Here is a 12,872-nt window from a genome sequence, read left to right on the forward strand (position 1 = left end):
TCCATGAAACTAACCACTATTTTTGACACGCCTGTAAGCAACCGTTACTCATGTTTTATGGCCATAAAACCGCCCACCAAACAATCGCGGCCATTAACATACTCACAAACACAAACGCCGATGAGATGTCCTTGGCCAAACCTGATAACGTGTGAAACTCAAGGCCAATACGATCGACAACAACCTCAATAGCAGTGTTAACCAGTTCGGCAAACAATACAAACAGTAACGCTAAAACCAACATCGCAGTTTGCACCACGGTGATATTTGCCACACATGCAAACACAGTCAATGGCACAAACAACATCAACTCCTGTTGAAATGCCGCCTCGTTACGACACATCCAGGTTAAGCCGTTAAAGGTATGTTTACAGGTATATAATAAGCGCATTAGCCCTTGACGTTTAACCACTATTTTAGGCGATTCTGTAGTTTGAGCTTTATTTGCCGAGCTTGATGATGTCATGGAGCCTTCCTAATTCAATTCACAGTTGCTGGTGATATCTAATTTAGCATCACGCACCGAGGTATTTACGCCGTAAAGGCCTAATAAGCTGTGGAACAAGTTGTCGTGTGAGTAGCTTGCTGTTTGAGCATGTTCAGCAATACATTCACGGTCGACACCTTTTGCTTGGGTGTAATCTTGCGGCAACCACATAAACCAAGGCACATGTGTTTGCTGGCTAGGCGCAATACTGTAAGGCGTGCCGTGTAAGTACATGCCGCTTTCACCTAATGATTCACCATGATCAGACAGGTAAACCAATGCCACGTTATATTTATCTTGATATTGCTCGAGTACCTTAATGGTTTGAGCCAACACAAAATCGGTATAGGCGATGGTATTGTCGTATACGTTGATGATCTCTTGGTCACTGCAATTTTCAATATCGCTGCGGCTACATGCTGGTGTAAATGATGCTTTATCCGCTGGGTAACGTTGCCAGTAAGTTGGCCCATGGCTACCAATAGTATGTAACGCAATAAATTGGTTCGCTAACCCTTTACCCGACGCGGCACTAGCCTGTGTATCTTGTTGTAATTTTTGAGTGAGCTTTTCAATTAATATTTCATCGTAGCAACTTAAACCATCACACAATGGGTTATTTTCGCTAGGTGAAATGTCAATTTTGTTAATCCGCGCGCCAACCGCTTTATCGCCACCATCATTGTCAAACCAGGTCACTTCAACGCCTGCCGCTTTGATGACATCAAGTACGTTATTTTGCGCATCAGCCGCTTCACGCTTATAAGTGTCGCGAGTTAAATTTGAGAACATACAAGGTAGTGAGTGCGCCGTAGCGGTGCCACACGACGACACATTTTGCAGCGCAATAATGCCTAGGTTTTCAGTGTATGGGTTGGTATTACGCTGATAACCGTTATAAGCCATATTTTCGGCTCGTGCAGTTTCGCCGACCACTAACACCATTAAGGTTGGTTTGTTATTTGCCGTTGGCACCAATTGCGCATCTTCACCGATAGGATTAAAGGTCAGTTTTTCAGTGAAATAGCGTTGCTTTACAAACTTAGCGGTATTGTAGATATGTGCCGGAATAATCATCTTGTTGAGGTACTTATTATTACGACCTACTGATGCATAATCCTTATAAAAAAACACAATCATTGCACCAATAACAGCCAAACCTAACACCACAAAACCAATACGATGAAATACCGTTTTAACCACCGAAGCGCGGTTGGTCACATTTGTGAGCAGCAACCAAATCGATGGCAGCACACCAAACACCAACACATAACCCACAGAGTGTGCATTAATATAAGAGTACGCTTCGCCCGAATTGGTCTCAAAAATGTTTTCAATCATGCTGTAATCAAACATCACGTTGTACTTGAGCATTGCGTACATCGCTGCCGATGAGGTCAGTAATAACACAACCATTACAGGTTTAAACACAAATCTAAAAGCAAATAAACTGAAGATAACCATAAAACAGCCACTGAGCAAAATAGCTGGAGAGAGCGAAAATAGCACATGGCCCTCTGTCGATAATTGGTAAATTTTGCGAATAACAGGGAAGTTTAATACCAGGCCAAAATACACCGCAATAATGAGCGTCATCGCTTCATAACTGATGCTTTTGGGGGTAAGGCGTGAAAGTGTTTGGGTTAATAATTTCAAAATTGCCACTCGCGTTAAACTCGATTGGCGCTGATATTCAACCAAAACACTTAAGATCTACTGAATAAAAACTGAATTATTACTGACTGTAGAAATTCAGTTTTCTACAGCAATAAAAAAGCCCTTACATCGTAATGTAAGGGCTTATTAATCAATGCATTAAGTTAACTTAACCTTGCATGAGCAACAATGGATTATTTCTTCAGTTTGGCAAAGGCATCAGCAAAGGCATTGCCCATTGCGGCATTCTGAGTCGCTTTTGCTGGCATATTTTGCTGCTTTTGCGGTGCGGCTGACTTAGGTTTACCACTATTAGGCTTGCCACTAAATGACGTCTTTTGTGAACCCGATTTTGCTTGGCCCATTTTGGCAGGCGCTGGCTTTTCATCCAGGCGCATACTTAAGGCAATGCGGCGGCGCTCAACGTCCACTTCCATCACTTTTACTTTCACCACATCGCCGGCTTTCACTACGGTATGAGGGTCGCTCACAAACTTGTCGGTTAACGATGAAATATGCACTAAACCATCTTGATGTACACCCACATCGACAAAGGCACCAAAGTTAGTTACGTTCGTGACCACACCTTCTAAAATCATTTCAAGCTTAAGGTCTTTTAACTCCTCTACGCCGTCTTTAAAATTAGCCGTTTTAAACTCACCACGAGGATCACGACCAGGCTTATCCAGCTCAGCCAAGATATCGTTAATGGTTGGCACACCAAAGCTTGCGGTGACAAAGTCAGCCGCGTTTATGTCGCGCAATAAATCGCTATTGCCAATAAGCTGTGCAACAGGCTGTTGCTTAGCCGCAGCAATCGCTTCAACCAAGCTGTAAGCTTCAGGGTGAACCGATGAGGCATCAAGCGGATTATCGCCATTGCGAATACGCAAGAAACCGGCGGCTTGCTCAAAGGCTTTTGGCCCAACGCGCGGCACACTCAATACCTGCTTACGATTAGTAAACTGACCATTGGCATCGCGGTAATCAACAATATTTTTTGCGAGGGTTTTATTTAACCCGGCGACTTGAGTCAATAATGGCGCAGACGCCATGTTTAAATCGACACCAACACCGTTTACACAATCTTCGACAACGGCTTCAAGTGACTGTGACAACATGCTTTGGCTAACATCATGTTGATATTGGCCAACACCAATCGCTTTAGGCTCAATTTTAACCAGCTCGGCTAATGGGTCTTGTAAACGACGTGCAATCGATACTGCACCGCGAATAGACACATCTAAATCCGGAAATTCATTGGCAGCAAATTCAGAAGCAGAATAGACCGATGCACCAGCTTCGCTCACAATAACTTTGGTTAAGTTAGGTTGTGACTCTTTTACTGCGGCAATGAGCTCACCGGTCAATTTATCGGTTTCACGCGAGCCCGTACCATTACCAATCGCGATGATCTCGACCTTATGCATCGCCACTAAGTTACTTAAGGTACGAATTGATTTGTCCCATAAGTTTTGCGGTGCATGCGGGAAAATAGTGGTGTGGGCCACCAGCTTGCCAGTGTTATCAACAATCGCCACTTTAACGCCAGTGCGGATCCCAGGGTCAAGGCCCATGGTCGCTTTAGCACCCGCAGGAGCTGCCATTAATAAGTCGCCTAAATTGCGAGCAAACACTTTAATGGCTTCTTCTTCAGCACTTTCGCGCATCTTAGAAATAAACTCAGTTTCCATTTGCAAGGCGACTTTAATCCGCCAAGTTGAAGTAACGACTGTTTTTAGCCAGGTATCAACGCTAGAGTCAGATAGCACTAACTTAAAATGATTGGCAATAATCACTTCACAATAGCTGCCTTGGTTTGCTTCTGTGTCAGGGTCGGCATTCATCGATAAGCTGAGTACACCTTCATTACGACCACGCAGCATAGCTAAAGCGCGGTGCGATGGAATTTTACTCATCAGCTCATTGTGTTCAAAATAGTCGCGGAACTTAGCGCCTTCTTTTTCTTTGCCTTTCACCATACGGCTCTCAAGCACAGCTTGCTGGCTTAAGTGTTGGCGAACTTTACGTAATAGCTCTGCATCTTCAGCAAAGCGTTCCATTAATATGTAACGTGCACCGTCTAATACCGCTTTCGCATCAGCAAAACCGGCTTCAGGATTTAAAAACGCTTCAGCTTTGCTGTCTATGTCCAATGTGCGGTCAGCTAATACGGCATCCACCAACGGTTCAATGCCCGCTTCGATAGCTATTTGCCCTTTAGTACGGCGCTTAGGTTTGTAAGGCAGGTATAAATCTTCAAGACGGGTTTTACTGTCGGCTTCATTAATCGCTTGCGACAATGCTGGGGTTAATTTGCCTTGCGCTTCAATGCTCGACAACACTACCTGGCGGCGATCATGCAATTCACGCAGGTAACCAAGGCGAGAAAACAAATTACGCAACTGAGTGTCATCTAAGCCACCAGTGGCTTCTTTACGGTAACGAGCCACAAACGGTACTGTTGCACCATCATCTAAAAGCGCTATGGTCGCAGTGACCTGTTGCTCACGAACGTTAAGTTCTTGAGCGATAATCTGGGCAATATTATGCATAGTTGTTCGAATTCGGCATGGTTGAAAATGAAATTATGCTAAAGATACCATAATCTTTGATAGAGTTTTACGTAGATTGGAAAACATGCACCGTAACCGCGATTACGAGATCATCATTCGAGCCTTAACATACGCTTTAGGTGACAGCCCTGTGGTTCGGGTAAAAAAACGGCTGAATGTCGGCATATCCGTAAAACCACATTCATATGCGGTTAATTTAATGTTGCCTTTGTTAATGCCTAATCGGCTAATAATATAATTCACTTTTACATTATCAATAATATTTTGTGGCTTTGAATCTAATAACTTTAATTCTCGTTGTAAACTTCTTGGCGCAACATTCATTAATTGCGCTAAAGTAAAAAGCGATAACGAATGAGAAGGAATACTATTTGCAGCAGCACCCACTCTGTCTAATTCATTTATATTGGCTACAGCTAAACACTCGCCAGAATCTTTATCGCCTTCATCTTTATTTATGGTGACGCTAAAACAACCATGATTAAATTTAACCTGTTCAAATACATTAATATATTTACTATAAAAATCACGTCCATATGGAAGGCAAATTAACATATCATCGGGGTTATTTAATAGCGGTTTAAATATTTCGATCATGCAAAAATAGATAAACAAGTCATCGTACTTAGACGCTCTTTGCTCTGAGCCTCTTGCTGCGACTAGCGTCACGCTTGTGGCGGTAACAATACTTGACCAGGCAAGATCAGAAATGCTGCTATAATAATGAGTAAAATCTAATAGATTAAGTGCCGCAGACTTATTAAAATCCAATATCTTAATAGTAAAGGGAATTAACCTTTCCCTGAACACATGTTCTAATTCAAAAAAGAAGTATGGATTATTATCTAACACTTCCATGTCATGTAAAATATTATTAACAGTATAATAATTAATCTTATCGTCATCTGCTAAAAAACGGATATGTTGATAATGGTCTGGCACAGAAATACCTTTGCTATCGCAATACTCGATAACCATTTTAGTGTGCAGTGCAGGACGGCATTTAAATTTTATCACTGGGTGAACTTTGCCTCGTTAACTTACTCTAATTTACATTTTATCTTTTTTGTTATATTGAGCATTGATCTTAGTCACAGTTGTCGTTTTATGCCAATTTCTACGCATGGTTAACCTCCGAATAGACCTCTAAACTACCTATTACGATATACATCATTTACGTAATTAAGGTAGGAACTCCTATGAACGCATACAAGCAATGGCTCTTTGCGCTTTCACTGGTCATTTATGGGTGTGCATTTAATGCCGCATCTTCACCCTGGGAACAGCTTGATGCTGACCAACTTGAATCAGCACTCACTCAAAAATTCGCTGACGGTAACTACTCACCCAAAGGTGCTGACAGCTGCTTAATGTGTCATAAGAAAAGTGCCAAAGTGATGGACATTTTTAATGGCGTTCATGGCAATTTAAACAATTCAAAATCACCGATGGCCGGCCTACAATGCGAAGCCTGTCATGGACCGCTCGGTAACCATAACCGCGGTGGTAAAGAACCGATGATCCAGTTTGGCCAAAACAGCAAACTGTCTACTCAAACTCAAAATACGGTCTGCCAGGGTTGCCATAACGATGCCAAGCAAATGGCGTGGCATAACAGCACTCATAATCTTGAAGATGTGGCTTGTGCCGACTGTCATGTTGTTCACGCCGCGACCGACCCAGTATTAGAAAAACTCACCGTCAATGATACCTGCACTAATTGTCATACGCGTGAAAAAGCCGACATGAACAAACGCTCGAGTCACCCAATGAAATGGGACCAAATGACCTGTATCGATTGTCACTCTCCACACGGTTCAATGACCGAAAGCGCGTTAAACAAACCTTCTATTAATGACACATGTTACAGCTGCCATGCTGAAAAACGTGGCCCAGTCCTGTGGGAACATGCGCCAGTGACCGAAAACTGCATCACATGTCATAACCCGCACGGTAGCGTTAACGAAAGCATGCTAACGCATCGCGCCCCACAGTTATGTCAGCAATGTCATGCCGATGATGGCCACGCCAGTCGAGTGGTGCAACAAGCAGGTAACGATGCCTTTGGTGGCGGTAAAAGTTGTTTAAATTGCCATAGCCAAATTCACGGTTCAAACCACCCTGCTGGCAGCACATTGCAACGTTAATGAGGAGTTACACAATGAATTTCAAACTCAATATTATTACCGCCTCATTATTGCTCGCTTCTGCGCCAGTACTGTCAGCTAACTTTGCGGTTAGCCAGGCGAATACCACTAAGGTTGAGCAGCAAAACTATCAATGCCAACGCTGTGAAGTTAACTCAGGCTATCGCGGTAACGTGAGTGTGGCAGCAGGCTACATTAGCCGTGACGATGTCCACGCGGCCAATGCCTTGGGTACCGACCAGGATGGCTTTGTTGCGACGCCTAATGCTGACGTGAAATATCAAAATAATGACGGCTACCAGGCTAAGCTTCAAACTCATCAATTAGGCTATGAAAACAGCTTTGCTGAAATGAGTGCTGGCAAAGCCGGTTTGTTTAATCTCGATGCCGGTTATCAGTTAATCACGACGTACCAATCGGGTGATGCTCAAAGCAATCTTTACTATGACCAGGGCACGCTTGTTAACAGCGCCCAGCCCTACGGTTTTGAGTTGTCACAGCAACGTGAAAAGTTCGATATCGAAGCCGACGTTAAACAAGATAATTATCAAGGTTATGTGCAATTTGAAACCGAAGATAAATCGGGCTACACCAGTAGCAGTATTATCACACCGAGTCCGGTGAATATCGGCCTAGTGGTTGACTCAACAACAGATTCATTTACCGCAGGCGCGATATTAAATGGTGCTAACTGGATTACCGAACTCAGCTACTTTGGCAGCCAATATCAAAACAATGCTCAAGATTTGAGCCTCACTTACCTAGACGATGTCTATGCTGCTGCGCCAGACAATGAAGCACACCAAATTGCATTATCTGGTCAATATCAGTTAGACAGCACCGTCATGTCTGGGCGCTTTATTGTGGGCCGGATGATTCAAGATGACGATTTAATCTCAATGAACGGTAACCCAATCCAAAATTGGGATGGCGAAATTGAAACCACTGATGCCACCTTAAAAGTGTCGTCAATGCTAAGCAGCCGTTTACGTGTTGGTGGTAGCTACGACTACAGCAACCGCGAAAACAACAGCTCTGTATTTGAATTTCTGCAATATACCTTTAATGATTTAAACGACACATTCAAAGAAAACATCGCCACCGATATTGAACGCGCTACTTATAAGCTCAACGCAAAATATCGCATTAGCCAGGATTATCGCCTACAAGCAGGTTACGACCGCGAAGAAATAGACAGAAGCTACAGTGCCCGTGAAGAAACCCACGACGACACGTTATGGAGCAAGCTGTCTATTCGTGCTGTCGACAACGTTATTATTGATATTAAAGCAGAACACAGCAACCGTGATGGCTCTGAATACCAAACAGATGAATTAACCTCATCAGAAGAAAACGCCTTAATGCGTAAGTATTACCTGGCCAACAGAACCCGCAACAATGTCGAGTTGTCGGTAAACCATACGCCACTCAACTGGCTAAGTGTGGATATCAGTGCTCACTATGCCAAAGATGATTATGACGACACCCTCATCGGCTTAACTGAATCAGAAGATTACGGCGTAAACCTCAATCTTAACCTCAATATTTCTAAGCAGGTGAACCTGTATGGCTTTGCCAGCCAGCAATGGATTAATTCAGCCCAGGCCAGCAGCCAAAGCTACAGCACCGCAGACTGGTATACCGACATTGAAGATGAATTTATCAATATCGGCACCGGTATTAGCTACGGCGGCTTAATGCAAGACAAGCTGACACTCGGCGCAGACTACCTATTCAGTAACTCAAACAGCGACACCTATATCACCAGTACTGGCACCTCGCCATACGGTGACTATTACTCGTACAACCACAGCACCAGCTTATACGCAAACTACAGCCTTAGTAACGAAATGGCACTAAAGCTCACCTATCGCTATGAGCGCTATTACGACACCGATGACGCGCAAATGTCGCTTGATGAACCGGCCAGCGTTATCACTTTAGGTGAGTTAAATCATAACTATAACGCCCATCAGGTCATGCTGAACTTCAGCTACTTGTTGTAATCGTTACCAATAACTCAATTTATATATTGCAAGAGGACATCACAATGGAACGCAGAAGTTTCTTAAAAATGAGTGCTGCTATGGGTTGTGCAGCAACCGTCTCGGGCTGTAACTCAAGCTCAAAAGATGCAGTAAAAGTACCAGTAAGCCCACCAGTTTCAGAAGAAACCATAACATGGTCATCATGTTTGGTTAACTGTGGCTCTAACTGCCCGATTAAAGTGTTTAGCCGCGATGGCATGATCACCCGCGTTGAAACCGACCATGAGGTCGAAGACATCTACGGCTTACACCAGGTACGCGCTTGTGCTCGCGGTCGCTCACTACGTCAAAGAACCTACGCATTTGACCGCTTAAAAACCCCAATGAAACGTGTTGGTAAAAGAGGTGAAGGTAAGTTTGTTCCTATCACATGGGAAGAAGCCACCACTACCGTCGCTAACAAATTAACCTCAGTGATAGCCGAGCACGGTAACAAAGCTATTTTCAGAAGCTACGGCTCTGGTGCTTATTACGGTTTTGCCTCTAACAGCTGCTTTAACCGCTTATTCAATTTAGTGGGTGGCTTTTTAGATAAATTTGGTAACTACTCTTGGGCACAACAAACTGAAGCAGCCAAACATACCTTTGGTTCTGGCAGTACTTCAGGCTCTGCCACAATCACACTAGAAAGCAGCGACTTTTTATTAGGTTTTGCCTATAACCCAAGCGAAATTAGACAGTCTGGTTCAGGTGAAGGTTACGACTACCTTGAAGCGCTACAACGCAATAATGGTCTAAAAGTCACCATGATTGACCCGCGTTACACAGACTCGATGATCGGTAAAGAAAGCACCTGGTTACCGATTAGACCTGGTACAGATGCCGCATTAGCTGAAGCCATGGCCTACTTAATGATCAGCTCTGGCTGGGTTGATGCCAACTCAATTAACTTCATTAACCAATATGCAGTCGGTTATGACGCAGCGTCAATTACCGCTCAAAAAGAAATTTTTGAAGCCAGCGGTGATGCCACAAAAATTGAATATGCCGCAGCAATGAACCCAAGCGAAAACTACTACGACTATATTATGGGTTTGGGTATTTACAGTGACCGAGGTCCACGCACACCAGCATGGGCTGAGAAAATCACTGGCATTAGCGAAGCAAAAATTAACACCCTAGCCGACGACTTAATGGCCTCTAGCAGACCGTATATTATTGCGGGCGCAGGCGTTAACCGCCATGCAAACGGCGAGCAAAACGTCCGTGCTATTTACATGTTAGGTGTACTAGCCGGCAAATTAGGTCAAGTAGGTGCATCAAATGGCGAGCTGCCAAACATGAGCAGTATGTTCCGTGGTGGTATTCCTACAGGCACTAACCCAGTTAAAGAAAGAATCTCTTTTTTCTCATGGAGTGAAGCCATTCACCATGGCGAAACCATGACAGCGAGAACCCATGGTATTACCGGTACTGAAACGTTAGATACGCCATTAGGCACCAATATCAAAGTGATTTTCTCAGCGTCTGATAGCACCCTGTTAAATCAGCATTCTGATATTAATAAAACCGCTGAAATCTACAGTGATGAAAACGGTGTAGAGTTAATCGTTTCTTGCGATTGCTGGATGACACCGGGCAGTAAATTTGCCGATATTATTCTACCCGACACTTCATGGTTAGAATCAAACGACCTTGTTAATGACTCTTATGCTTCTGGTGCATTAGGTTACATCACCGCCATGAAAGCGGCTGGCGAACCTATTTGGGACTGCAAGTCTATGTATCAAATTGCTGCATTAATCGCAGAGAAAATGGGCGTAGGTAATGAATTTACCGAAGGCAAAACCGAAGACCAATGGCTTGAAGAGCTTTATCAGCAAACTAAAGCGTCTAGCACTAACGCCGGTGTCACCCCAGCATTCCCAGACACTTACAAAGAAGCACAAGAAATCGGCTTCTTCCGTAAAAATATGGAAAATCGCAACGTTGCACTTGAGTCATACGTTAACGGTAGTAAGCCATTACCAACACCCTCTGGCAAAATTGAAATTTACTCAGCAGAGCTAGCATGGCGCGCTGCTAACTGGGAACAAAACAAAGTCAGAGGCGACACCATCACGGCCATCCCACAATACACAGTCACCTGGGACGGCTATGAAGATGAAGACACTAAAACAGATTATCCATTACAACTTTCTGGATACCACACCAAAGGCCGGACTCACTCCAGCTACCATAACGTAGCATGGTTACGTGAAGCCGTAGAAGACGCTGTATGGATGAACGCAATCGACGCGCAAAACTACGGCGTGTCGTCTGGTGATACGGTTGAAATATATAACGAACGCGGCTCAATTGAAGTCACAGTAAGAGTGACACCACGAGTCATTCCTGGCGTTATCATGCTAGGACAAGGCGCTTGGTTCAAGCCAGACCCAAATAGTAGAACCGGCTCATCAGGTAAAGTTGTGGATATTGGTGGGGCAATTAACTCCCTAACCCGATACATGCCAAGCCCAGTAGCAAAAGGCAATCCACAGCACACTAACCGCGTTCAAATTCGTAAAGTTATTTAAGGGGCACAACCATGAGCGACTCAACCCAATATTGTTTCTATGTCGACACCACTAAATGCACAGGCTGCAAAACGTGTCACATTGCTTGTAAAGACAGACAAGGCGATATCATTCGCAGCTCAACCAAACCTGTAGAAGATGGTGTGCCTACGCTAAATGGCGTTAACTGGCGCCGCGTGTATGAGTACGGTGGCGGTTCATGGAATGTGGACCCAAACACTGGCGCTTACGAGCAAGAAGTCTTTGCTTACTACATGTCACTTGGCTGTAATCATTGTTCAGAACCAGTCTGTGTTAAAGCTTGCCCAACAGGCGCAATGCACAAACGCAAAGAAGACGGTTTAGTGCACATTGAAGAAAGCTTATGTATCGCTTGCGAAAGCTGCTCACGCGCTTGTCCATATGATGCGCCACAGCTTGACCAAGAAAGAAAAGTCATGACCAAGTGTGATGGTTGTTATGAACGCCTGGCAGTAGGCCGCAAGCCAGCCTGTGTTGAATCATGTCCAATGCGCGCATTAGACTTTGATACCGTTGAAAATATCGTGGCTAAATACGGTACCGGCGACTCGCACATTGCACCATTACCTAATCAATCACTAACATCACCTAATTTGATTATTAAAGCCAATCGCCTTGGCCAATCAACAACAGGTGGCACAGGTCAAATTCTGAATCCATCAGAAGTGTAATAATTAAGGCAGTGATAAATCATTATCACTGCCTTCCTTTAAGGACTTAATCATGACTGAAAACAACGTTGCATCAATCGGCGTCGATAAGTTAGAAGAATATCAATCGATTGCACGCATCCTGCACAATGTTTTTTGCTTTTATCCCAACGAAGCACTCATCGACAGTTTTATCGAAAACGACGTCGCCCAAACCTGGCCTGTGTTCGCCGAGTCAGCACCCGAGCAGCCTGGACAGTTTTATCTACAACGATACCTGCAGCAATGGCAAGCCAATCAACTTACCGAACTACAACTCGATTATGGCAACCTATACTTTGGCCCTGGCGAACCTAAAGCCATACCACAAGGTTCGGCCTACCTGGGCGAAGAGCAAGTGCATTTTGATGTATCAACTTTAGCGCTGGTCGACTTTTATAAACAACATAAAGTTGAATTCAAGCTCGATATGCCGCAGCCTGTTGACCATATGGGGCTATTTTTTAGTGTGTTAGATTCAAGCTTTCAGCGTTTAATTGGAGCAGACTCGCACACTAACAAAGACGAACTGATGCAATTTATCTACACTTTATTGCAAAAGCACTTCACTCCTTGGGCAAGCCGTTGTTTAGCGCTCAGCGAGCAACACGCAAACACTGATTTTTACCTTGGTATCGCCAAAATGACCCAAGCCTTTATCAACGAACTGACCAGCACCTTTAACGTACTGCCCATGCCAAGAAAACTGCATCGATAGGTTATTTTGGC

Annotated in this window: 9 protein-coding genes; 5 read left to right on the forward strand and 4 right to left on the reverse strand. The window is 44.1% G+C overall.

The annotated features are described in order from the left end of the window. Positions 1–55: 55 nt before the first annotated feature. The 4 genes from ACROAE_RS08355 to ACROAE_RS08370 all read right to left on the reverse strand — a co-directional run bounded on the left by ACROAE_RS08355 (position 56) and on the right by ACROAE_RS08370 (position 5,736). The gene (locus tag ACROAE_RS08355; protein WP_432400666.1) at positions 56–466 is read right to left on the reverse strand and encodes a diacylglycerol kinase; all 411 of its coding nucleotides are present in this window, start codon (positions 464–466) and stop codon (positions 56–58) included. A 9-nt stretch (positions 467–475) separates the two neighbouring features. Further along, positions 476–2,143: a phosphoethanolamine transferase gene (locus ACROAE_RS08360; protein WP_432400668.1), complete on the reverse strand. Its 1,668-nt coding sequence runs from the start codon at positions 2,141–2,143 to the stop codon at positions 476–478. A gap of 194 nt (positions 2,144–2,337) precedes the next feature. After that, positions 2,338–4,698 carry a Tex family protein gene (locus ACROAE_RS08365; RefSeq protein ID WP_432400670.1) on the reverse strand — a complete coding sequence of 787 codons (2,361 nt, stop codon included), beginning with the start codon at positions 4,696–4,698 and terminating at the stop codon, positions 2,338–2,340. Positions 4,699–4,800: 102 nt separating this feature from the next. Continuing rightward, positions 4,801–5,736, reverse strand: coding sequence for a helix-turn-helix domain-containing protein (locus ACROAE_RS08370; protein ID WP_432400672.1), 936 nt, complete (start codon positions 5,734–5,736; stop codon positions 4,801–4,803). Positions 5,737–5,918: 182 nt separating this feature from the next. Here ACROAE_RS08370 and ACROAE_RS08375 point away from each other — a divergent pair, with 182 nt between their 5' ends. Genes ACROAE_RS08375 through ACROAE_RS08395 form a run of 5 tightly spaced genes read left to right on the forward strand, consistent with a single transcriptional unit; the run spans position 5,919 to position 12,861 of the window. Then, a complete protein-coding gene (locus tag ACROAE_RS08375; RefSeq protein WP_432400674.1) occupies positions 5,919–6,866 on the forward strand; it encodes a DmsE family decaheme c-type cytochrome in 948 nt (315 codons plus the stop codon). Between the two features lie 14 nt (positions 6,867–6,880). Then, on the forward strand, positions 6,881–8,872 hold the full coding sequence (locus ACROAE_RS08380; RefSeq protein ID WP_432400676.1) for an MtrB/PioB family decaheme-associated outer membrane protein: 1,992 nt from the start codon (positions 6,881–6,883) through the stop codon (positions 8,870–8,872). Between the two features lie 44 nt (positions 8,873–8,916). Beyond that, positions 8,917–11,433, forward strand: a complete 2,517-nt coding sequence (locus ACROAE_RS08385; RefSeq protein ID WP_432400678.1) for a DMSO/selenate family reductase complex A subunit — start codon at positions 8,917–8,919, stop codon at positions 11,431–11,433. Between the two features lie 11 nt (positions 11,434–11,444). After that, positions 11,445–12,125, forward strand: a complete 681-nt coding sequence (locus ACROAE_RS08390; protein WP_160052026.1) for a 4Fe-4S dicluster domain-containing protein — start codon at positions 11,445–11,447, stop codon at positions 12,123–12,125. Between the two features lie 52 nt (positions 12,126–12,177). Then, positions 12,178–12,861 carry a TorD/DmsD family molecular chaperone gene (locus ACROAE_RS08395; protein WP_432400680.1) on the forward strand — a complete coding sequence of 228 codons (684 nt, stop codon included), beginning with the start codon at positions 12,178–12,180 and terminating at the stop codon, positions 12,859–12,861. Positions 12,862–12,872: the final 11 nt, after the last annotated feature.

Source organism: Shewanella sp. MF05960 (assembly GCF_050849305.1).
Classification (GTDB): Bacteria; Pseudomonadota; Gammaproteobacteria; order Enterobacterales; family Shewanellaceae; genus Shewanella.

Excerpts from the sequence above, each read along its gene's own strand:
- ACROAE_RS08380 (WP_432400676.1), top strand. The coding sequence starts at position 6,881 with ATGAATTTCAAACTCAATATTATTACCGCCTCATTATTGCTCGCTTCT.
- ACROAE_RS08395 (WP_432400680.1), top strand. The coding sequence starts at position 12,178 with ATGACTGAAAACAACGTTGCATCAATCGGCGTCGATAAGTTAGAAGAA.
- ACROAE_RS08375 (WP_432400674.1), top strand. The coding sequence starts at position 5,919 with ATGAACGCATACAAGCAATGGCTCTTTGCGCTTTCACTGGTCATTTAT.
- ACROAE_RS08355 (WP_432400666.1), bottom strand. The coding sequence starts at position 466 with ATGACATCATCAAGCTCGGCAAATAAAGCTCAAACTACAGAATCGCCT.
- ACROAE_RS08365 (WP_432400670.1), bottom strand. The coding sequence starts at position 4,698 with ATGCATAATATTGCCCAGATTATCGCTCAAGAACTTAACGTTCGTGAG.
- ACROAE_RS08390 (WP_160052026.1), top strand. The coding sequence starts at position 11,445 with ATGAGCGACTCAACCCAATATTGTTTCTATGTCGACACCACTAAATGC.
- ACROAE_RS08385 (WP_432400678.1), top strand. The coding sequence starts at position 8,917 with ATGGAACGCAGAAGTTTCTTAAAAATGAGTGCTGCTATGGGTTGTGCA.